The sequence below is a fragment of the Thermocoleostomius sinensis A174 genome, assembly GCF_026802175.1.
GTDB lineage: Bacteria > Cyanobacteriota > Cyanobacteriia > Elainellales > Elainellaceae > Thermocoleostomius > Thermocoleostomius sinensis.
Map to the genome: position 1 here is coordinate 2,366,253 of NZ_CP113797.1, position 22,703 is coordinate 2,388,955.

Below are 22,703 nucleotides of genomic sequence, written 5' to 3' on the forward strand. Positions count from 1 at the left end.
TTAAGCTGTGGGTGAGATAGCAGTTTCCGAGCACAGAAAATCTACAAACTGTCGCGCTGTGCGGCCCGATCGCCCATTATGACGAGTGGCCCACTGCAATGCACGAAATTCTAATGCTTGTGGACCAATCGCGAGTCCTGCCTGCTGAGCCAAATGCTGAACAATCTCTAAATACGTAGTTTGATCGACTGGTTCAAAGGTGAGGGTGAGACCAAACCGATCGCTAAACGACAGCTTTTCTTGCACGGTGTCCCACTGGTGAATTTCATCAGCCTCACTGGGGCGGGGGCGATCGCTAAAGAACTCGCGAATTAAATGGCGACGGTTGGAGGTGGCATAGACGACGACATTGGGCGGTCGGGCAGTGAGATTTCCTTCCAGCACTACCTTTAGGGCTTTATAAGCATCATCGTCTTCTTCAAAGGACAAATCATCCACAAAAATAATGAATCGTTGCGGTACGTTGCGCAGAATATCTACGATCGTTGGCAAATCCTTCAAAGCAGCTTTGCTCACTTCCACTAGACGTAATCCACTGGCCCCATAGGCGGGCAACAGCGCCTTTACCAGCGACGATTTACCAGACCCGCGACTGCCATACAGTAACACATGTAGGGCAGGATAGCCACGTAGCAAGGCTTCGGTGTTTTGCAGTAACGTTGCTTTTTGCTGCTCGTAGCCGACGAGTTCATTCAAGTGAATCGGGTCAGGATACGCAATGCCAACTAGCTGCCCGTCTTGCCAGCGAAATGCTCGATAAGACGCAAACACGCCACTGCCAAATTGATGATAGTGGGCTGCTAACGCTTCAATCAGCGTTCCCCAGTCGTGACTGATTTGCAACTGTGCCCAAATTGGCTGCTGCCGTAATAAAGAGAGGGTTGGTTCAAGTGGCGTTGTTGAGGAAGGTTGCCAGACGATCGGTGCAGTTAGCAGGTTGGCTTGGGCTTGCACCCATTGGCTAATCTGAGTTCCATCGCAGCGATAGAGTTGATGGAGCGATCGGAGATCCTGCTGAGCGGCAGCAACCAAGCTAGGAGCGAGTTCGGCAAACTGATGGCGATGTGCCTGTTGCGCAAACGGATTGTCGGCGGTGAGAAGTTGCCCAATGAGATGCTCTTGCCAACTGAGTTGCTCGCTTGCCTGTGCATGGAACCAATCACCATAGGCGCGTAAACAGGACAAATCTGGCTCGGAGGTTGCCAACAATTGCAATAAATTAAGAAACGTTTGAGCGATCGGACTTTGCAAAACAGCCTGATACAGTAGCAGAGAAGCCGCATGACGCTGGAGATCGATCGCCGCAACAATGGGAACGTGCACCGGAGGAGGAGGCGTAAAGTCGGGCATGGGTTTCGGAACGGATAACGGTATTCACCGCGTAGACGCAGTTTGCACACTGCCCTTTAGGGTATCAGTTAAGCAGGATGAGTGAACATGATGAGTATCAGTAGTATTGCCGCGATCGCCTACGGGCTTTTGGCCGCGGTGGGTGGCATTCTAGGATACGCCAATGCCAGAAGCAAACCCTCGCTGATGGCTGGATTAATCAGCGGGGCGCTATTGATAGCTGGCGGTGTGGCCCACGCACAAGGACTCGGCTGGGGTTGGCCGTTATCGCTGGTGATTACGATCGTTTTGTTAATAGTGTTTGCGGTTCGCTTCTGGAAAACTCGTACGTTCATGCCCGCTGGGTTGATGATCCTGGCAGGGGTGTTGGCGCTGATTGGGTTATGGGTGGGGCAATAAAGGGGAGTCAATTGTGGCGTACTGTTTGCGTACTGCTATTGTTGCGTACTGCGCGGGTCGAGGGCATCCCGCAAGCCGTCCCCCAATAAGTTAAACGCTAGCACCGTCAGGACAATCAGCACCGCTGGTGACCAAACTAACCAGGGCTGAAGCACTAGAATGGATGCATTCGACGCTAGCGACAGCATATTTCCCCAGGATGGATCAGGTTGCTGAATTCCTAATCCAATGAAGCTTAAGGTGGCTTCGGCAATGATGAAACTGGGGATGGCCAGTGTGGCCGCAATGATCAGATAGGTTGCGGTTTGGGGCAACACATGCCGCAAAATGATGTAAATCGATCGCCCACCCATTGCTTCGGCCGCTTGCACAAATTCACGCTCTTTAATGGAAAGTACCTGACCGCGAATGACGCGCGCCAATCCGGCCCAGCCAATGAAGGATGTAATCAGAACAATCAACAAAAACCGCTGGGTATTGGTCAACTGCGGCGGCAACACCCCGGCCAATGCCACTAGTAAATAAATCCCCGGAATGGTCATCAGCACTTCTACGATGCGCATGAGTCCAGCGTCTACTAACCCGCCAAAGTAACCGGAAATGCCTCCAACTAACATTCCGAGCGGGAAGGAAATGAGAATACCGACAATCCCAATGCTGAGGCTAATGCGACCGCCATAGATCAGCCGGCTGAACTGATCGCGCCCTTGTTCATCTGTGCCCAACAGGTTAATGCGGGCTGGGCCATCTGTGCCAAAGAGCCGTAGGTTTCCCCGAATGCCAGGGAATAATGTCACGTCCTGAAAGCCTGGATCAGTGAGGGAGAACCGAGTGGGAATGGGCAGTTGCAGTCGCAGAAAGCGATATTCTTCGCCTGGCACAAACAAGCGGAGCCGCGAGGGTTGACTGCGATCGACCTCTAGCAACCGATCGCCTGTGTCAATGTCCACTGGCCCTTGGGTTGTGGGATAGACGTGCGGACCAATGAATTGTCCGGATTGATCGCGCCAATAAATTTGAGTCGGAGGCAGCAACGAGCCGTCTGCTTGTGACCCATAGGGATCATAGGGAGCGACAAACTCGGCAAAGATGACGGTTAGATAGAAAATCAGCAGGACAATGGCCCCAAACCGAGCTAACGAGTTGCGTTTAAGCTTCTGCCACCACTTCATAAGTTCTAGGTCGTAATGAAAGAACGATCACTGATGTTGACGTTGATCTTAGTGTGAATCTTCATGACTTGCCAGAACAAAATGTTTCAATCCCTGAAAGGGTTTTGAGTGAATTGAAATGCCGTTGCTGAAAATATGCCGCCTCAAGCTGGCGGTTTCAATCCCTGAAAGGGTTTTGAGTGAATTGAAATCCCCCCCTCCAAATACTCATCTAGCTCACGGTAGGAGTTTCAATCCCTGAAAGGGTTTTGAGTGAATTGAAATCATTGATTTTCCACTTCAGCAAACTGCGTCCTTTGGGTTTCAATCCCTGAAAGGGTTTTGAGTGAATTGAAATGGTAGCAGAAACCAGGTGAATCCCAAATTTACGAGTTTCAATCCCTGAAAGGGTTTTGAGTGAATTGAAATCGATCGCTTCTCTTTGTCTTTTTTTGCTAGATCGGTTTCAATCCCTGAAAGGGTTTTGAGTGAATTGAAATACATCCATGTATGGCAATATGCGCCCGGGCGATCGTTTCAATCCCTGAAAGGGTTTTGAGTGAATTGAAATAAGCCCAGTGTGGCAAAGTCAGCCCCCAGATAAAGTTTCAATCCCTGAAAGGGTTTTGAGTGAATTGAAATGCCGCTCCACCTCCGCCCATTTCTCTAGCACCTCAGTTTCAATCCCTGAAAGGGTTTTGAGTGAATTGAAATCAAAACCGGATATGTCTGAGAGTCATATCTGATTTGTTTCAATCCCTGAAAGGGTTTTGAGTGAATTGAAATCATTTCCGTACATTTCTTCAATGTCGGCAGGGAACGGTTTCAATCCCTGAAAGGGTTTTGAGTGAATTGAAATCTGGCTTCACTTCCAAGTTGCCTGCAATATCAGCAGTTTCAATCCCTGAAAGGGTTTTGAGTGAATTGAAATTCGCATCATCCGAAAGCATATACCACAATGCCCCGGTTTCAATCCCTGAAAGGGTTTTGAGTGAATTGAAATCGATCGAAAATTTTTCTAGCTGCTCCCACTCTGCTGCGTTTCAATCCCTGAAAGGGTTTTGAGTGAATTGAAATGCCCGGATGCTTGCCAAGCTACCGGACTACCTCATTTCAATCCCTGAAAGGGTTTTGAGTGAATTGAAATTTCCCTCTCCTGTACCTGTTCGTCCAATGTTGAGGATTTCAATCCCTGAAAGGGTTTTGAGTGAATTGAAATAGGGTCAATTATTGAGCACCTGCTAGAGAGCACAGAATTTCAATCCCTGAAAGGGTTTTGAGTGAATTGAAATAGACCCTGTTGTTTAACGGCTGTCACTACGTCATCTAAATTTCAATCCCTGAAAGGGTTTTGAGTGAATTGAAATAGGGCAGGCTTCTGGAAGCCGGACTATATTTAGTTTTCCAGGTTCACTTGCGCGGATTTCTCTCATCATAGCATCGCAGCCCTCAATCGATGCAACTTTTTTAAAAATCGATCGCCTCAACCCCAGACTTGACAACCGTTTCCAGCCTTGCGCGGATCGGTTAATTAGTCTCGATCGGTTCAAAGCCTTGTGTCTTCTGGGCTGAAGTGCCCTGCAACTGCCCTCATCTTTTAAACACCTACCCTTCCGCGCAAACTTGCCCTTTTGAGATTGTTTTGACATCAAATGTTTCAGAGATATCTACGGTTGATCGACATTCATTAGACGAACCGCATCATTCGCCAGTTGCGCTTTTGCCTGTTGCCAAAGAGCATCCAACTCTTCACTACTGTAGTCCGACAGGGGGCGATCGGCCACCGTCTCAATGCACATTAACCGTTTAATAAAGCGCTGATTAGTGCTGTTCAACGCCTCATCCGGATCAAGATCGTACCAGCGAGCCAAATTCACAAGCGTAAATAACAGATCGCCCAGTTCCGCTTGTTGATGGGCTTTTGTTTCCGTTTGCAGTGCCTGTTCAAACTCAGCCAATTCCTCGTGGAACTTGTCCCACACCCCCTGTACAGTCTCCCATTCAAACCCAGCCGCCGCCGCCTTGCGTGAAATTTTCATCGCCGCTGTCAGTGGAGGCAGCGATCGAGCATAGCGACTGAGCCGAGGAACCAACGAAGTTTCACCCGTTGCCGTTTCTGAGAGCGATCGATCTTGTTCTTCCGTCGCTTTAATGGCTTCCCAATTTTGTTTAACCGCCTCCACATCGGCCACCGCCACATCACCGAACACATGTGGATGCCGACGAATCAACTTTTCAGTAATGCTTGCCGCCACGGTTGCCAAATCAAATTGACCCGCTTCACTAGCAATTTGCGCTTGCAGAACCACCTGAAGCAACAAATCACCCAACTCATCAGCAATAGCATCCGGGTCTCCTTGCCGCAGCGCATCCACCACCTCGTATACTTCCTCCAGCACATAGGGAATGAGCGTCTGTGGTGTTTGGGCTAAATCCCACGGACAGCCCTCATCAGGCGATCGCAACCGGGCGACCACTTGAATCAAATCTTGCAATTTTTGCAACACAGCAAGAGACGAATTTTGCATCGTGTGGCCCCACCGTTTCTTAAAGATTTGTGTTGAACCCGCTTTGGATTGTACCGTTGTTCGCCTGCCCTCAGCGCAACATTCTGCATGACATTGCCACCCGCTCTTCCTTTAATTGCACTAGTCCTGTATGTCTTAATAGACGTTTTAATCAATCGTCTTTATTGTCCTGTTTATTGTCCTGGGTTGCTCACTTAGCAGTCCTGACGCCCGATCGCTCCCGTGGAAGAGTATTTCATCAAAGATTTATAGAATCCTGTCCCAGATGCCGCCGACAGTTAGCAACTTTCGCTAGCCTAAGCATAGAATCTTTGAGGTGGATGATTTGCGAAATCGGTCTATGGCTTCCTCTACTCCAATCAAACAGCTAACTCCCGGGGTGCGTCAGGTGCTTCAGCAACCAGCAGCCGTCTCAGCGATTGCATCCTTTGGGGTACATTTACTGCTATTTGCCGTGCTTCCTGTTTTGCCCCACGCTGCTTTTACCGAATCTGAACCCGATATTCGGCGATCGGTCGAAGTAGTAGAATTGACCCCCGAAGAACAAAGCCGCCTGCCAGAATTTTCCAACGACCGCCTGGATTTACCGCCCCTATTTCAAGAGCCATTGCCGGGAACATTGACACCCCTGCCGATTCCGGATGCCTCTAAAACACCTCCTCCGGCCGACGGGTTATTCTCCGATCCACTGTTTAACGTCCCCTTACCGAACTTTTCTTTCCCAATTTTTCCACAGACTGTTCCAGTGCCGCCGCCCGTTGCTCAGCAGCCTCCAGCAGACACTAAACCACCAGAACAACCACCCGTTGTACCGGAAACCGAAGCGGAAACCACTGAAACCGACGATGCCCCTCGTCGCATTACCCTAAGCCCAGGGGGATTGCCAATTTTGCCAGAGGGCAGTGAAGCGTTAGAAGTTCCATCTGAACGCTTGAACCCACCTCGCGGTGACGATCGCATCGCTGCCAATCAGGAAGCCACCGAGTCAGATACCACCGAGTCTCCTGTGCCAGAAGCCCCAGCCCCAGCCCGCTCTAACGAAGAGATTATTGCCGCCTTGCGCCAAGATGTAGAAGCACGACGACGAGAGATCGCTATTCAACGGCAGCTTGCCTATAACCCCTCGGGAACCGAGCAAGATCCAAATTATCATGCTGGATCAGCTTGGGCCCAGTGGATGCAAGGGCTAGAAGCAGCAGGCGTGAACCTCTCAAACGTAGGCGAAAACAACCAATTTCCTAGGACGGCGATCGAACTCCCTTTTCCTGCCGAAGCGTGTGAAGTGGTTCAGCGCACGGTCAGTACCGATATTGGCGTCGTGATTGATGCAGAGGGTAAACCCGCTGGTGATTTTACGGTTCTGCGCAGTTCGGGCTATGAATTTTTCAACAATGTAGCTGGTGAATCTATTTTAGCGAGCACGTTTGAAAACCCCACCGGCAAAAACATACCCTACCAAATTACGGCGACCTTTTCCTATACCGGTGAGTCTTGCGCGGGCAACACCGAGAGCATCACCGCCGCTCCTAATCCAAATGGATAGAGACAGAAACGTGAGGGGCAAGGCCTCGCTGCATTCTATGCCCCCGCCTAGCTAGAATAATCGGGTGTGGTGGCGATCGTGCTTACACCCGTAACGCCATCATTTTTTGGACAGCTTCTACAATTTGCGGTGGCTGCACGATTGTCAAATTTTCCAGCGTGCCATTGTAAGGTGTGGGAATATCTTGAGACGCCAACCGCAACACCGGGGCATCGAGTTCATCAAAAAAGCGATCGTTGATCGAAGCTGTCAGTTCCGCCCCAATCCCACCCGATCGCATACACTCTTCGACAATGATGACCTTATGAGTTTTGGCAACTGAAGCGCCGATTGTATCAAAATCCAGCGGTTTCAGCGAAATTAAATCAATGATTTCTGGATCATATCCCTGCTGCGTTAGCGTCTTTAAAGCCGTGGTGCAATGATGCCGCATCCGCGAGTAGGTGAGGATGGTGACATCTTTGCCGTGACGCACAATTTCTGCTTTGTCAAGCGGTAAGATATATTCCTCTTCGGGCAGGTCTTCTTTGAGGTTGTAGAGCAGTACATGCTCAAAAAACAGCACTGGATTGTCATCACGAATGGCGGCCTTCAAGAGTCCTTTAGCGTTGTAGGGCGTCGAGCAAGCCACCATTTTCAGCCCTGGTACGCCTTGGAAATAGGCCTCCAGCCGTTGCGAGTGCTCGGCTCCCAGTTGGCGCCCCACGCCGCCTGGACCACGAATTACCATCGGAATTTTGTAGTTACCGCCAGAGGTATAGCGCAACATCCCGGCGTTGTTGGCAATTTGATTAAATGCTAACAGCAGAAAGCCCATATTCATGCCTTCAATAATGGGCCGTAGTCCGGTCATAGCGGCCCCAACCGCCATCCCTGTAAAGCTGTTTTCGGCGATCGGCGTATCCAGTACCCGCAGTTCTCCATACTTTTTGTAAAGATCTTTGGTGACTTTGTAGGAACCGCCATAATGCCCTACGTCTTCGCCTAAGACAAAAACCGTAGCATCACGTTCCATTTCTTCATCGATCGCAGCCCGGAGTGCATTAAATAAAAGGGTTTCTGCCATGTATATAACCAGGAAAGTTAGAGTTGCCCGTTTCACCGTTGAAAGGTTGTTTAAACAAGCATCTTAACTGCTAAGGGGGCAAGATTGGTACAGGGTGATCGCTGCTCTCGGCATGACACAACATCTGTGTAAAGATTTTGTGTAAAGACTTTAGAAGCAAGCCGTCGGTTAAGTGGCCATTTTCTCATGAATGAACGGTCGTCGGTTAGAGGTGTCCGATTGGATCAACGGATTAAAGTAATAAAGAAGTAATGCAGTATGGGTGTGAATTGGCACTGAATTTCAACCAACCTGTAACTCAGCAGACCACTGTCTTGGGTGAAGTGCGGCATGATCAAACAAATTGGTGTGAGGGTATGAAATTTAACATTCGACTTAATAGTCAACCGATCGCAGTGCGGATGTTAGGGTTGGCGCTAGCCACACTGCTGGCGGTTGTCGCGATCGGCGGCATTCGGGCGATTGCTCGCGGCGATGCCACTGACCGTGATCAATCAACTCCACTTGAGGTACAACCTCCTATGCCCATGAACGAGTGGGACGAAACCCTGAGTCCGGTGTCTCCTTCGGTTGCTCCACCAGTGACCCCTGAATCTCCCGCTTCTGCAACACCCCCTCCAGCCCAACCTGCGACCAGTTCTTCGCTTTCTCCAGTGCCGACGACAACTGTACCAGTGCCCACTGCCATGCCAGCCTATACCCCGCCCCAGGAAACAGCCGCGGCCGATCCAACCAATTACGGCGATCGGTATGCGACAGATATTTTTGGGAATCCTGTCAGCAACGATTGGTTAATTGTGCTGCACGAAACCGTTGGTACGGCTGATAGTGCTATTCAAACCTTTCAAACCCCCCATCCCAACGAAGCAGATCAGGTCAGCTACCATACTGTCATTCGCCGTAATGGTGGCGTCGTTTACATTGTTCCTCCCGAAAAGCGGGCCTATGGAGCGGGCAATTCGGTCTTCAACAGCAGCAGTGGACCTGAAGCGGTTCGCACTGACCCTAAGTTTCCACCTTCGGTGAACAATTTTGCTTATCACATCTCCCTCGAAACTCCGCCGGATGGACATAATGATGCCCAAAGCCACAGTGGCTACACCCGCGAGCAGTACCAATCTCTTGCGTGGCTGATTGCCCGAACCTCTGTTCCCGAGCATCGCATCACAACCCATCAGGCAATCGACCAGTCAGGATCACGCATTGACCCTCGCAGCTTTAACGCCCAGCAATTTCTTACTTATCTCCATGCCTATCCCAATCGTCATCCTGCTACAGCAAATCAGGCGCAATGATATTTGGAAGGAAATATTCATATCAAGCTGACTTGGATAATTGTGAGCTATGTAATAAATAGCCGCATGGTCAATGATTAAAACAAGGAGTTAGATATGGAGCTTACGGGGTTTGAGTTGGGCGTTTTTGGCGCTGGCTTGGGGGCGGGGTTGGTCGTCGCGATCATCGTATGGATTGGGAAACTTGCTGTGCGATCGTCGTTGCAGAAAGAAATCGAAGGCCTAAAAAGTCACCTGCATACTCAAATGAGCATTAATGCCAAGGGATATGAAGAACTGCAAAAAGAGGTAGAAACCCTCAAACATCAGAATGAAAATCTCCGTATTACTGTAGCCACGCTGTCAAATAAACCCGGACGGGCAGAACTCAAAACCTTACACATTTGGGATAAAGCCATTCGCACCTTGATTTTAAATTCGCCGGCCTTTGCCCCTGCTTGGGAAATGGCGATCGCGGAAGCCAAGAAAGAAACCGAAGAGGCAGATACTGGCGTTAAAGCGTTGGTACGTCGAGTGTTTTCAGTGTTGCCACAAGATCAGTTGCAACAGTAGGGCGGTGGGGGTTGGAAATTAGGTAAACCTGACGCACTTGCCCCCTCACTGCGCACATATCTTCCTTAGGCTGACTTTCGTTCAGCCTTTCGTTCAGCCTACAATAGCCTCGGAGGACAAAAATCTAGGGGTATGGAAGCCAACCACTGTTCTCAATCGCTGCCAGCTTCCCGTTCATCTAGAGCGCTGCAAACTCGTTTGCGATCGCTTGTCGGCAAAGCCATTCAGGATTACCACATGATCGAGGCGGGCGATCGGGTCATGGTGTGTTTATCGGGTGGCAAAGATTCCTACACGTTGCTGGACATTCTGCGAGAGCTTCAGCGTCGCGCTCCCATTTCGTTTGAGCTTTTGGCAGTCAATTTGGATCAAAAGCAGCCGGGTTTTCCAACCCATGTGTTGCCAGCCTATTTACAGGCGATGGGGGTGCCCTATCGGATTGTCGAGCAGGATACCTACAGCACGGTGAAGCGGGTGATTCCCGATGGCAAAACCCTCTGTAGCCTCTGTTCTCGATTACGGCGCGGGGTGCTGTACCGGGTAGCGCGTGAAGAAGGAGCCACTAAACTTGCCTTGGGACATCATCGCGATGACATTGTAGAAACGCTGTTCCTCAATCTGTTTCATGGGGGCAAGCTCAAAGCCATGCCACCCAAACTAGTGAGTGATGAGGGCAACCAGATCATTATTCGGCCCTTAGCCTATTGCTCAGAAGCAGACATTGCACAGTATGCGATCGCTCGGCAATTTCCTATCATTCCCTGTAACCTCTGTGGCTCTCAGGAAAATTTGCAACGACGCCAAATTAAACAAATGCTGCAAGCGTGGGAGCAGGACGATTCCGGCCGCATCGATCGAATCTTCCGCAGTCTGCAAAACGTTGAACCCTCACACTTAGCCGATCCTCACCTGTATGACTTTGCCAATCTCGCCGCTTTCTCTGCCCCTACTTCAACCGACTTTTAGATTCAATTGAGTGAACCGCAATTAAGACGGTCATTCACGGCTGTAATTATTAGAACAAGAGTATTAAGATAGAGCAGATGGATTCTATATCAATAGATTCCGTCTATCTAGCGTGGAAGCATGGTTTAACTAGGCTCATTGGCTCGATCGTCCATCATGACTTCAGACACCCCCCTCGGTTCCGTCATTCAAGGTTCACTCAGCCAAGGGCTGGAAGTGCGGCTACATCCAGATGTTTCCGTAGAAGATATGCGAGTGGGTAAGTTTTTAGTAGTGCAGGGGCGGCGATCGCGCTTCTTCTGCATGTTGACAGATGTGGCGCTGGGAACTTCTAGCGCTCGGATCTTGGCCAATCCACCTGATCCTAATAATTTGTTTTTGCAGGAAGTGTTGGCTGGCAGTGGCACCTATGGCACGGTGAATTTAACACCGATGCTGATGTTTACGCCCAAGGATGGGGAGTCGGCAAAGCAAGGGGAGTGGGGAGTCGAGAGTGGAGAGTCGGCGAAGAAAAAGGCGAAGCAAGGCTCAAAATCCAAATTGGCGTCCTATGAAGCGAATACGAATGCGGTAGAACTGTTGCCTGTAAAAACAATTCCCAGTCACTTCAGCCAAGTCTATGATGCTTCAGAACGAGATTTTCGGGCAGTGTTTGGCTGGGAGGATGACCCGCATCGCCGCAATTTTGCCATCGGTGAACCGATCGACATGAATGTGCCCGTTTGTATTGACCTCGATCGGTTTGCCGAACGCAGTAATGGGGTATTCGGTAAATCGGGAACGGGAAAATCGTTTCTAACCCGCCTGTTGCTGTCGGGCATCATTCGCAGACGAGCGGCGGTGAATTTGATCTTTGATATGCACTCGGAATACGGCTGGGAGGCGGCTAAAGAAGGTAAGCAGTTGAGTACTGTCAAAGGGTTGCGGCAACTTTTCCCCAGTCAGGTGCAGATCTATACCCTTGATCCCGAATCCACGAAACGACGAGGAGTGCGCGATGCCCAAGAGCTTTATATTAGCTATGACCAAATTGATGTAGAAGATTTGGCACTGGTACGGGGCGAACTCAATTTATCGGAAGCCAGCTTGGAAAATGCCATTATTCTTCGCAATGAGTTTGGTAAAGCTTGGATCAATCGACTGTTAACGATGAGTAATGAAGAAATTCAGGAATTTTGCGAAGTCAAAATGGGCAGTAAGTCTTCAATTATGGCGCTGCAACGTAAACTCACCCGATTGGATGACTTGAAATACCTGCGCAACACCTGTCCGAAAAATTATGTGGGGCAAATTTTAGAATCACTAGAAGCGGGAAAGCATGTGGTGATTGAGTTTGGTTCTCAGTCCAACATGTTGTCTTACATGCTGGCAACCAACGTTATTGCCCGCCGCATTCATGCTAGTTATGTGCATAAAGCTGAGAAGTTTTTGCAAACGAAAAATCCTAGCGATCGCCCCCATCAATTAGTGATTACGATCGAAGAAGCTCATCGGTTTCTTGATCCAGCAACGGTGCGACAGACGATTTTCGGTACGATCGCTCGCGAAATGCGCAAATATTTCGTCACGCTCTTGGTGGTCGATCAACGCCCGTCTGGGATTGATAATGAAGTTATGTCTCAGATTGGGACTCGTATTACGGCATTGCTGAATGACGAGAAAGATATTGATGCTATTTTTACAGGGGTTTCGGGCGGGCAAGCGCTGCGATCGGTCTTAGCTAAGCTGGATTCTAAGCAACAAGCCCTGATTTTGGGTCACGCTGTACCTATGCCCGTCGTCATTCGCACACGCCCTTACGATGAGACCTTCTATGCTGAGATTGGCGAAACCCCTTGGGAAGATCTGCCATCTGAGGACATCTTTAAAGTGGCTGAAACCGCCAAGGCAGACCTAGGGTTTTAGCCATCAGGCTGCTGGGGTGAAAGGGGCGAAACAAAACTGGTGGTTCGTTCGTCTGAAGCTGAAACGGTTGGCGGACAACTCACCAATCAGACTGTTGCAACCTATTTCACCGCGAATGAATGGTACGGTTATTTCGCTAGGATCTCCGTACTTGTATAACTCATCAAGCAAGGCATAGTAATAAAGCAGCAAGTTCTATCCCTGTATAAGCATAAGAAATTTGAACACGAAGAACTTGGACAGTTGAACGCATCGACTGTTGCCTTAGGTAAAGAAGCAAATGCTAATCGCTCGATCGTTGAAGAGAATCGCTATGATGGATCGCTCAAGATCCAAGATCATCCAACTGGATGAATTGCAAACGCTTTACTCGAACTTAAACTTATACTACCATAGTAAATAGATTGAACTCATAACGGTTCCGGCTTACGTAGCTCTGCAACTTAAGTTCATTACACAAGTTCATTACTCAACATCGATGACTGTTCATCGATCGTAGTGTTATTTTTCTGGTCCGCTGGTTCCTGTAATTTGTTTGCTAGTCGATTGTTGAAGTGTAGTTACTTGTCTATTGCTTGCCTAGTCCTAATCGTCAGTTTCTAATGGTTGTTCTTCGATACGATTTTTGATGTTGAGTTGAATCGTTTAGCGGCCGCGTAGTGATGGCCACCTGAGATAGCCCCCAAGCTTGCTCGCATTCACTGAAATTTTCACCTGTTTTCGATTTTAGTAGCGATAGACTGCTGGTTCACGCTTCGCTAGCACAACTAAAGGCAGGGATTGGATTCCCTCCTTTGATGGTTAAAGCCAGCGCGCTACCTATCCCAAGATGAGGGAAACCATGGTTTCCCCGAACTCGTAATCTCTGTATCCCTGTCCATAGGAGTTCACTGCCCCATGCCAACCGCAAATACTGAAGCCAAAACATCAAAAGCGAAAGCCGCTCCCACCTTCACGGCAGATATGGTTCGCACCTATTTGCATGAAATTGGTCGAGTGCCGCTGCTGACGCATGAGCAGGAGATTGTCTACGGTAAGCAAGTCCAACATATGATGTCGCTGTTGGAAACCAAAGAAGCGCTAGCAGAAAAGCTTGATCGCGAACCTACCAAAGCCGAATGGGCAGAAAAAGCCAAGCTGAGTGAGGCAGAGCTAGACAAGGCAATGCGTTTGGGTCAGCGAGCTAAGCAAAAAATGGTTGAAGCCAACCTCCGTTTGGTCGTGGCGATCGCTAAGAAGTATCAAAAGCGCAACCTGGAATTTCTGGATCTGATTCAAGAAGGTACGTTGGGTCTAGAGCGCGGTGTTGAGAAGTTTGATCCAACTCGCGGCTATAAGTTCTCGACCTATGCCTATTGGTGGATTCGTCAAGCCATTACACGGGCGATCGCTCAGCAAGCCCGCACGATTCGATTGCCCATTCACATCACCGAGAAGCTCAACAAGATCAAGAAAGTGCAACGTGAGTTAACCCAAACCTTGGGTCGTAGCCCCAATCCGGCTGAGATTGCCGAGGCGTTAGAATTAGAGCCTGCTCAAATTCGCGAGTTCTTGATGATGGCGCGCCAACCTGTCTCATTGGATTTGAAGGTAGGTGATAACCAAGATACCGAATTGCAAGATTTATTAGAAGACGAGAATGCATCGCCAGAGATTTATGCTACGCAGGAATCCTTGCGGCGCGATTTAGAGGGGATGTTGTCTGAACTAACCCCTCAGCAGCGAGAAGTGCTGGTGCTGAGGTTTGGTCTCAACGATGGTAACGAATTATCCCTAGCCAAAGTTGGACAACGCATGAACATCAGTCGCGAGCGGGTGCGGCAGCTAGAGCGACAAGCTCTGGATCATTTGCGTCGTCGTAAAGCTAACATTCGAGGGTATTTGGCGAGCTAGTTGAGCATACACAACCAATTATCTCTGTGCATTTACACGGAGACAGGGAGACCCGGGGGCATGAGTTCTATGCTCCCGCGTTTCTTTTTGAAGAAGCAGGTCGATCGTCCCAACAACCCATGAATCGTTAGTGATCAACACAAGAATTCATCTAGCCCGAAAAATTTTAACAAAAACTCAAAGCAATCTGTGAAACAAAGATCGAGATCCTGTATCTAAGATCCTAAAGAGGAAGCATTTTACGTGAGTCATGGCAGAAATCGTTGTAGATGGCAGAGTTTATGTTCCAGCCGATGAATTGCCCATTCCAGGCTGGGCTTGTATTGAAACAAGCAAGTATTCGCCAACCCTAACCCTGAAAGATGATGATTTGTTTTTAATTACCGACACCTTGGGCAACATTGGTGGGTGTTCAGACGAAGAAGCCATCAGTAGCCTAGGATTGTTCTGTCGGGACACACGATTTCTCAGTCGGTTAGAGTTACAAATCGAAGGACGGTTGCCGATTTTGCTGAGTAGCAATGCTCAGCATGGTTTTGCGCTTTCGGTGCTTTGTTCTAATCCTCGGATTGACGATCGCATTCCGGCCGAAACCCTCAGCATTCAGCGGGAAATTTTGCTAAATGGTGGACTGTTCGAGGAATTGACCATTACTAATTACGGGACTCAACCCGCTCAATTTGAACTGAGCCTCAGCTTCGATGCCGATTTTCTCGACTTGTTTGAGATTCGCGGATTCGATCGCAAACAACGGGGGCGACTGCTGCGACGGGTAGACCCAATGGCTCACCAAGGAGCACACCGAGAACGATCAGAGATGTCACAGTCGGAGGGCGGAGAACCCAACGAAAACGGCAACGTCCAAATTGACACCGACCAAATTGTATTCACGCCCTATTCTGCCCTCACAGAACTGTCTTTAGCCTATCAGGGGCTAGACGACGGCATTATGGAATCGCGGATTGAGTTTCGCCATCGTCCCCCTGATTTTATTAAGGGCTACACAGCCATTTGGCGCATCGAAATTGCCTCCCATGAAACCGAACGTTTGGGCTACCGCCTGGAGATGTTGACCAATAACCGTCCGGTATCACGGGTCAATATTCCCATGACGCTGATGCAGGCTAAAGCCGCCGAGATGATGGAGGAACAAGAGTGGCGGGCTAACATCACCCAAATTCGATCGGATAACCGCACGTTTAATCAGGTGATTGAGCGAGCCGAACAAGACATTTACCTGTTGCGGCAAACCTTTACTCAGGGAAAAATTCTCTCGGCTGGGGTTCCTTGGTTCTGCACCTTATTTGGTCGAGACTCAATTATTGCAGCGTCTCAGACCCTCATTCTCGATCCAGCCATTGCCCGCGAAACGCTGACAGTCCTAGCTCATTATCAGGGCAAAGTCGATGACGAATGGCGCGAAGAGGAGCCAGGCAAGATCCTGCACGAACTGCGATTGGGTGAAATGGCTCGCTGTCATGAGATTCCTCATACTCCCTATTACGGCACCGTGGATGCAACGCCGCTATGGATTATGCTCTACGCCGAATATTATGCGTGGACGCACGATCGCGAAACCTTAGAGAAATTATGGGAACCTGCATTGGCGGCGATGGAGTGGATCGATCGCAGTTGTAAAGAAACAGGATACCTCAGCTATGATCGTCGATCGCGGCGGGGGCTGAAGAATCAGGGCTGGAAAGATTCAGGCGATTGCATTGTCGATCGCAACGGTCAACAGGCAGTGGGGCCCATTTCCCTAGCGGAAGTACAAGCCTATGTTTATGCCGCCAAAATCCGCTTGAGTGAAATTGCCCGGCTGAAGAAACGCATTGACCTCGCCGATCGGTGGTTGGAGGAAGCGCATGATCTGAAAGTGCGGTTTAATCGCGATTTTTGGATCACCGATCTGGATTACTGCGCCCTAGCCCTTGATGGGGAAGGCAATCAAGTAGACAGTATTACGTCGAATCCTGGACATTGCTTGAATTATGGCATCTTCCCTGCCGAGCGAGCCAAGAGCATTGCGGAACGTTTACAAGCACCTGATATGTTTAACGGTTGGGGCATTCGCACCCTCAGCAGCCTATCGCCAGCCTATAACCCGATGGGCTACCATGTTGGTTCAGTCTGGCCACACGACAACGGAATCATTACGCTGGGGTTGCGATCGTTGGGTTTAGTCGATCAAGCGCTGGAGGTAGCTCAGGGGTTGATTGATATGACCATTCAGCAGCCCTATCAGCGCCCACCCGAGTTGTTCTGCGGCTATGAACGCAATGGTGAGAGTGGCCCGGTTCGCTATCCGGTGGCCTGTTCTCCGCAAGCATGGGCAACTGGAACCATTTTCCAACTGCTGCAAATGATGGTGAACCTAGTGCCCGATGCGCCTGGCAACCATGTCCGCATTATTGATCCAGCGCTGCCACCTTCGATTCCGCATCTGTCGCTGAAGAACTTGAAAGTGGGATCGACCCTCCTAGACCTGGAGTTTGTCAGAGAAGGAACGTCCTTGAAGGAGCGATCGGGCGCAACCACTGCCTGCCGGGTTGTCAAGAAGCGGGGCAACTTGCGGGTGGTAATTGAGGCATAGCAGAGAGCGAATGATGCAACGACTGGTTTCATGAGACGAGTTCCATTCAAACAATGCGGGGGTGCGGATACCGTGCCCCTTTTTGACGTGAAGCTTACGGCTCTGGTGAGGATCGGAATCAGATAGACCGCTATTGTCCCCCAAAACGTACCCATTTCCCTTCAGCTTGACCACCATTTTTTGTGAACGATCGTCATTAGGTGTGAACAGAAGAAAAATATAATTCAATTTTCTTAACGTTGGTTATTTTTGAAAAAGGCGTGTTATAAGAATGGGGAAACAGCTAAACAGTAAATCTTGAAGTTGCTGCACAGGATCTCACGGTATGCGATTTACAATTCATGTCTACTCATAACCAGTTGAGTTCCTCTGGCATTTCGGTTTATTGAATTAGCAATCGTCCCTTTTTAAGGTTGACCTATTGCCTTTCCATAGGGGAGAAATTGCTGTGCTCTCTGCTGAGAAGCAGCAAACAGCAGATAGCTGAACCCGTTTAACCTTTCGACGTTGTTCGTTTCAAACAGTCAGATCTAATTCGCTCAAAACGCCTCTAGAATCCCAAGTTATCTTTTCAGCTTCTAGAGAGTTGGTAGAGGGGATTTGATAGGTTTTGCATAGTATTTCTCAGCAAATCTATTGGAGATCTTGCACGTTTTGAAATGGCGCTTTGTTGCGATCGAAATTGTTATTGCTCGAAGTCATTGTTTAGCCCTTATTCGCATTAATCCAGAGGTGTCGTATGCAGTATTTATTGATTGATCCCCATCAGCGTTTGCTTGGTACGCTTAACAGTGAGAAAGTGTTGTCCGTTGGTGACACGTTCGAGAACCACAATGCTCAGTTTTATACTGTGATTGGGTTGAACTGGTTTAAACAGCGTTCACAGGCTCAATCGCTGACAGTCATTCCAGCGAAACCTGCCAAAGCGGTGGCACAGTAGAAATAACAAGAAATAACAGTTTGGCAGGGGTGATTAACCAATCGCCCCTACCCAAAACTGGCTAATGCTCGAATATATTCTGGTATTGCAACAGATCAAGGCTGACGATCGTGGGTAAACAGTTAAAACACTGTTGGGCCAGTTCCCAGCGCCCCTCTCGTTGTAACATCTCCATTAGCCGCGATCGGGCGCTAATCAAATAACGTACATCGTTGGCAGCATAGCGCAACTGTTCAGGTGTTAGGTTGGCAGGATTGCCCCAGTCGGATGTTTGAGCCGTTTTGTCAAGTTCTACGTGCTCCAATTCCAAAATTAAGTCTTTCAGTCCGTGTTTCGGGGTGTAGGTGCGGGCTAGTTTACTGGCAATCTTAGTGCAAAACACAGGAGCCACCAGAATGCCGAGATGATGGCGAAGGGTCGCTAAATCAAATCGGGCAAAGTGGAAGATCTTCAGCACTGTGGGGGCTTCCAGTAGTTGCTTCAAGTTGGGAGCGGCCGTTTGCCCCATGGCAATGCGAATGACGCTGATTCGTCCTTGCGGATCACAAAGTTGCACCAGACATAGGCGATCGCGCTGCGGCAAGAGTCCCATCGTTTCTGTATCTACCGCTAGGGCATCGGCTTGCTGATAGTCCGAGAGGGCCGTATCGCTGAGATCGCGATCGAATACCTGAAAGTCTTCTAGGGGCATAGGGTTGATGGGCGCATCAAATCAGCGCTAGCGAAGAATAAAGATTTGCGTAAAGTAATACTCGCCCTGTGGGGTGCGAACCACGCCAATGCCAGTGGCATCATAGGTTCCCTCAATATTCTGGCGATGACTAGGGCTATTTAACCAACCGTCGATTGCCTTTTCTACAGGATCAGCATATCCCTGATTCGATGCAACATTTTCTGCCGCACTGCGATGAGTAACGATCTCGGCAATTCGGGCAATGCGTTGCTCAAACCCATCATGACTAATGGCGTCACGGTTGGCCATCTCTTGGCTATGTAAGCGAGATTGTTGGGTGATAGCTGAATCAAGGCTCAAAGGAGACAAGCCCCGCGCTTGGCGATATTGATTAATTCGTTCAAACACTGCCTGTTCTATGGCTACCGTTTCATTCGTTGAGGAAATCGAGCTAATTTGGTGGGGGCGAGACGGACTAGTTGCCATCGCAGCCGATCGTTCTAAAGCACTGAACCACAGAAGAGGCAGGACGCCTCCGCACAGGGTCAAAGTGGTGAGCAAGCGTGACTTCAGCATCCAGGTTCTCCTAGAAAATTGTTCAAATCAGTGCAACTTCACTGAGGTTGATTTTGTCCTAGGAGATTATAAGGAGGGAGACGATCGAAAATCTTGCTCTCGATCACAGTTCATCTATCTTTCTATAGGTTTTTAAGTTTTTTGGCGTTCAATCAATCTATTGAAGTTCTATTACAAGGTCATAGGGGTCAGCATGGCGTTGCTGAACAGAAATATAATTCTTGTGCTGGCGCTTCTTGCAGTCCTCACCCTGTCCCTCTCGCAAAGGAAAGGGAACAATAAGTCTGGCTCCCTGCCCCCTAGGGAAAAGGGTTGGGGATGCGGGCAATTCACATCTGCGTTCAGCAACGCCGGGGTCAGCATCCCTAAAGCTCGGAATTTAAGTGTTTTGCCACGGTTTGCACATCTTTGTCGCCTCGCCCAGAACAGTTGATGACAATGCGAGGGCTGCCAGCAAGTTGGGGACAGAGCACGTCTAAATAGGCGATCGCGTGGGCAGTTTCAAGGGCTGGAATAATACCTTCTAAGCGCGACAACCGTTGCAGTCCTTCTAAGGCTTCGCGATCGGTCACACTGTAGTATTCTGCTCGACCCAAATCTTTTAAATAGCTATGTTCTGGACCCACACCGGGATAATCTAAGCCAGCGCTGATGGAATAGGGTTCAATGACCTGTCCGTCTTCGTCTTGCAGCAAATAGCTCATGGCTCCGTGCAGAACACCAACCCGCCCTCTGGTTAACGTGGCAGCATGTTTTTCAGACTGTAAGCCTTCCCCCCCCGCTTCAATGCCAATCATGCGCACGCCAGCGTCTTCGACAAACTCATGGAACAGTCCCATCGCATTAGAACCGCCACCGACACACGCCAGCAGAATATCCGGCAAGCCGTTCCATGCCGCTTGGCACTGTCGCCGCGTTTCCTGTCCAATAATGGCTTGGAAATCGCGCACAATCATCGGGTATGGATGTGGTCCGGCGACTGATCCCAAAATATAGTGTGTAGTTTCTACATTTGTCACCCAATCGCGAATGGCTTCCGATGTAGCATCTTTCAAGGTTCCGGTTCCCGCTGCCACAGGACGAACTTCTGCCCCCATCAGCCGCATCCGAAACACGTTGAGCGACTGTCGCTCCATGTCGTGGACACCCATGTAAATAACGCAATCTAACCCAAATCGCGCACAAACAGTCGCGGTAGCTACGCCATGCTGTCCGGCTCCAGTTTCGGCAATGATGCGCTGTTTACCCATGCGCTTGGCTAGTAACACTTGACCCAGGGCATTGTTGATTTTGTGGGCCCCAGTGTGGTTCAGATCTTCGCGCTTTAAGTAGATTTGGGCGCCGGTACCATCAGGACGAGCATAATACTGCGTCAGACGTTCGGCAAAATACAGCGGACTCGGCCGTCCCACATAATCGCGCAGTAAACCTTGAAACTCTTGTTCAAAGTCTGGATCATTACAGTACTGGTGGAAAGCGGTTTCTAGTTCACTCAAGGCAGGCATCAGTGTCTCAGGGACGTACTTACCGCCAAATTGTCCAAAGCGACCTTGGGAATCAGGGCGTGGCGCGATCGAGGGGGAGGGTGCTTGAGAATCCGTTGTCAGCATGAGACTAAAAAAAGAAAGAGCAGATCTCGATAGGATAGAAATTAGTCTCCTCATTGTATCGGCAATGGCGGAACCGGAGAATAGGGCAAAGCAGGCAGTTGATTTTGTTGCGGTGTTTACGATAGGAAGCAGTATGAGTTCTAAGAAAAAGCCGATCGATCGAAGCAAGGCAGAAAACCGAGTAGTTTATTCCGAGTTTGGCCCTGCGGCAAATTCAGACGCTACTGCCCGCCCGATTTCTGAACTGCCCCCGAATCAGCAAAACCTGCGAGTGCAAGCCTCACGCAAAGGTCGCAAAGGCAAAACTGTTACTGTCATCAGTGGGTTTCAAGCAAAGCCTGAGACCTTAACAAATTTATTAAAACAACTCAAAACCCAATGTGGAGCCGGAGGCACGATCGAAGAAAATGAAATTCTGATTCAAGGCGATCATGCCCAAAAACTGGTGCAGCTACTGACGCAGATGGGTTACAAGGCCAAGGTCAGTGGCGGCAAGTGAACAAGGTTCCTAGGGACAGGACAACACTTCGCTCCTGGTAATGGATGATCCAGTGATGGAGATCTGATCGTCCACCTTTCGTCCACCTTTCATCTATTTTCCGTTCTTGCCCTCAGCTTTTAGCCTTTTGAAATAGCTGGCACAACTCAATCACCTTCGTTTGCAACAGCGCGATCGGTTCTTTGCCAGACTTTAAGCCAAACTCCAGATCTAGCAGCAACGACAGGCTTTGCTCTAATCCTGCTAATGGCAACGCAGCCACTTCTTGACGCAGAAAGTAAATACGTTTCGGATTTGCCACTTCGGCAGCACGGGCAATTTCCTTTTCGTCGCGTTCTTTGGCGTCTACCATCACTTTCACCCACAACCAAGTGCGAAACTGACCGACCAACGTAGCAACAATCCGTAGCGGCGGTTCGTTGTGGTTCAGCAAGTCAGCAATCAGTCCTAGCGATTCGGCAGTATCACCTTGGCGAATGGTAGCAGCTAGTTGCAGACTGGTTTGAGTCGAGGCTGTCACTAGGGTACGAACGGCGGCCGCATTGAGGGGGCGATCGTCTGTGAAGCCATAGAGCAACAGCTTTTCCAGTTCATTGTACAGTTGGCGTGAGTTGTTGCCCACAGAATCGGCTAAAAGCTGAATGGCGTCATCCGTAAGCTTGACACCTACTTCCTGAGCGGCTCGACGAACCTGTTGCACCAGCAGATCGGTTTTCCAGGGTGGAATAGGAGAAAATTCTTGAATCTCACCATACTTTTGCAATAGCTTGGTAGATTTAAGACGCCCATCGGGTTTGTGGCTGTGGGTCAGCAGTAACACAGATGAGTCTGGTAGATGGGGCAAGCTGCGATCGAGTTCGCGCAGGATCTCGTCAGAACAGCGCTGAAATAACAGAGTATCTGCGAGCCAAACCATCCGGTTGCCTGCGCCAAACGGAGGCGTCAGCGCTAAATTTAGGGCTTGCACCACCGCGTCTGGTTGCTCTGAAGAAAGTTTGTCGTAGTTAAAGCTGACCCAAGCCGGATCAAGGGTGCGATCGCGCAGCGCTTGTACGGCTCGATTGAGGGCAAACTCGTCTTCTCCCCAGAATAAATAGATTGGCATTCTCTTTGAACCTCACCTTTCATCCTTTATCCTGTATGCTGTATGCTTGTATGCGTTTG

At 49.5% G+C, this 22,703-nt stretch carries 18 protein-coding genes and 1 CRISPR repeat array; of the genes, 10 read left to right on the forward strand and 8 right to left on the reverse strand.

The window, feature by feature from the left end; all coding sequences use genetic code 11:
- A complete protein-coding gene (locus tag OXH18_RS10250; protein WP_268612644.1) occupies positions 1-1,350 on the reverse strand; it encodes an ATP-binding protein in 1,350 nt (449 codons plus the stop codon).
- 87 nt (positions 1,351-1,437) lie between these two features.
- On the opposite strand from OXH18_RS10250, the gene OXH18_RS10255 reads away from it, so the two are divergent.
- The gene (locus tag OXH18_RS10255; protein WP_315874646.1) at positions 1,438-1,749 is read left to right on the forward strand and encodes a TMEM14 family protein; all 312 of its coding nucleotides are present in this window, start codon (positions 1,438-1,440) and stop codon (positions 1,747-1,749) included.
- A 35-nt stretch (positions 1,750-1,784) separates the two neighbouring features.
- Here the strand turns inward: OXH18_RS10255 and OXH18_RS10260 are convergent, their stop codons facing one another.
- Entirely contained in the window at positions 1,785-2,921 is a 1,137-nt protein-coding gene (locus OXH18_RS10260; RefSeq protein WP_268612646.1) for an ABC transporter permease, read from the reverse strand.
- Positions 2,922-3,004: 83 nt separating this feature from the next.
- Positions 3,005-4,267: direct repeats of the CRISPR family, unit length 37 nt; unit sequence GTTTCAATCCCTGAAAGGGTTTTGAGTGAATTGAAAT.
- A gap of 300 nt (positions 4,268-4,567) precedes the next feature.
- Positions 4,568-5,428, reverse strand: coding sequence for a nucleoside triphosphate pyrophosphohydrolase (mazG, locus tag OXH18_RS10265; RefSeq protein ID WP_268612648.1), 861 nt, complete (start codon positions 5,426-5,428; stop codon positions 4,568-4,570).
- A gap of 340 nt (positions 5,429-5,768) precedes the next feature.
- Between mazG and OXH18_RS10270 the strand changes: the two genes are divergently transcribed.
- On the forward strand, positions 5,769-6,971 hold the full coding sequence (locus OXH18_RS10270; RefSeq protein ID WP_268612650.1) for a hypothetical protein: 1,203 nt from the start codon (positions 5,769-5,771) through the stop codon (positions 6,969-6,971).
- 82 nt (positions 6,972-7,053) lie between these two features.
- On the opposite strand, the gene OXH18_RS10275 is transcribed toward OXH18_RS10270, so the two are convergent.
- A complete protein-coding gene (locus tag OXH18_RS10275) occupies positions 7,054-8,037 on the reverse strand; it encodes an alpha-ketoacid dehydrogenase subunit beta (protein ID WP_268612652.1) in 984 nt (327 codons plus the stop codon).
- Positions 8,038-8,393: 356 nt separating this feature from the next.
- On the opposite strand from OXH18_RS10275, the gene OXH18_RS10280 reads away from it, so the two are divergent.
- The 7 genes from OXH18_RS10280 (at position 8,394) to OXH18_RS10310 (ending at position 18,181) form a co-directional block, all read left to right on the forward strand.
- Positions 8,394-9,332, forward strand: coding sequence for an N-acetylmuramoyl-L-alanine amidase (locus OXH18_RS10280; protein WP_268612654.1), 939 nt, complete (start codon positions 8,394-8,396; stop codon positions 9,330-9,332).
- 96 nt (positions 9,333-9,428) lie between these two features.
- Complete coding sequence (locus OXH18_RS10285; protein ID WP_268612656.1) at positions 9,429-9,884, forward strand: hypothetical protein; 456 nt, start codon at positions 9,429-9,431, stop codon at positions 9,882-9,884.
- A 132-nt stretch (positions 9,885-10,016) separates the two neighbouring features.
- Entirely contained in the window at positions 10,017-10,850 is an 834-nt protein-coding gene (ttcA, locus tag OXH18_RS10290; RefSeq protein ID WP_268612658.1) for a tRNA 2-thiocytidine(32) synthetase TtcA, read from the forward strand.
- Positions 10,851-11,006: 156 nt separating this feature from the next.
- Positions 11,007-12,755: a helicase HerA domain-containing protein gene (locus OXH18_RS10295; RefSeq protein WP_268612660.1), complete on the forward strand. Its 1,749-nt coding sequence runs from the start codon at positions 11,007-11,009 to the stop codon at positions 12,753-12,755.
- An 897-nt stretch (positions 12,756-13,652) separates the two neighbouring features.
- The gene (locus tag OXH18_RS10300) at positions 13,653-14,648 is read left to right on the forward strand and encodes an RNA polymerase sigma factor, RpoD/SigA family (RefSeq protein ID WP_268612662.1); all 996 of its coding nucleotides are present in this window, start codon (positions 13,653-13,655) and stop codon (positions 14,646-14,648) included.
- 250 nt (positions 14,649-14,898) lie between these two features.
- Positions 14,899-17,241 (forward strand): amylo-alpha-1,6-glucosidase, encoded by a 2,343-nt coding sequence (locus OXH18_RS10305; protein WP_268612664.1) that lies wholly within the window; start codon positions 14,899-14,901, stop codon positions 17,239-17,241.
- A 739-nt stretch (positions 17,242-17,980) separates the two neighbouring features.
- A complete protein-coding gene (locus OXH18_RS10310) occupies positions 17,981-18,181 on the forward strand; it encodes a hypothetical protein (protein WP_268612666.1) in 201 nt (66 codons plus the stop codon).
- A gap of 61 nt (positions 18,182-18,242) precedes the next feature.
- Here the strand turns inward: OXH18_RS10310 and OXH18_RS10315 are convergent, their stop codons facing one another.
- The 3 genes from OXH18_RS10315 to trpB form a co-directional block, all read right to left on the reverse strand.
- Positions 18,243-18,872 carry a ribonuclease D gene (locus OXH18_RS10315; protein ID WP_268612668.1) on the reverse strand — a complete coding sequence of 210 codons (630 nt, stop codon included), beginning with the start codon at positions 18,870-18,872 and terminating at the stop codon, positions 18,243-18,245.
- A 27-nt stretch (positions 18,873-18,899) separates the two neighbouring features.
- Positions 18,900-19,430 (reverse strand): CAP domain-containing protein, encoded by a 531-nt coding sequence (locus OXH18_RS10320; RefSeq protein WP_268612670.1) that lies wholly within the window; start codon positions 19,428-19,430, stop codon positions 18,900-18,902.
- Between the two features lie 365 nt (positions 19,431-19,795).
- Complete coding sequence (gene trpB, locus OXH18_RS10325) at positions 19,796-21,040, reverse strand: tryptophan synthase subunit beta (RefSeq protein ID WP_268612672.1); 1,245 nt, start codon at positions 21,038-21,040, stop codon at positions 19,796-19,798.
- Between the two features lie 133 nt (positions 21,041-21,173).
- On the opposite strand from trpB, the gene OXH18_RS10330 reads away from it, so the two are divergent.
- Entirely contained in the window at positions 21,174-21,539 is a 366-nt protein-coding gene (locus OXH18_RS10330; RefSeq protein WP_268612674.1) for a translation initiation factor, read from the forward strand.
- A gap of 112 nt (positions 21,540-21,651) precedes the next feature.
- Here OXH18_RS10330 and holA read toward each other — a convergent pair whose 3' ends face one another.
- The gene (gene holA / locus OXH18_RS10335) at positions 21,652-22,644 is read right to left on the reverse strand and encodes a DNA polymerase III subunit delta (RefSeq protein ID WP_268612675.1); all 993 of its coding nucleotides are present in this window, start codon (positions 22,642-22,644) and stop codon (positions 21,652-21,654) included.
- Positions 22,645-22,703: the final 59 nt, after the last annotated feature.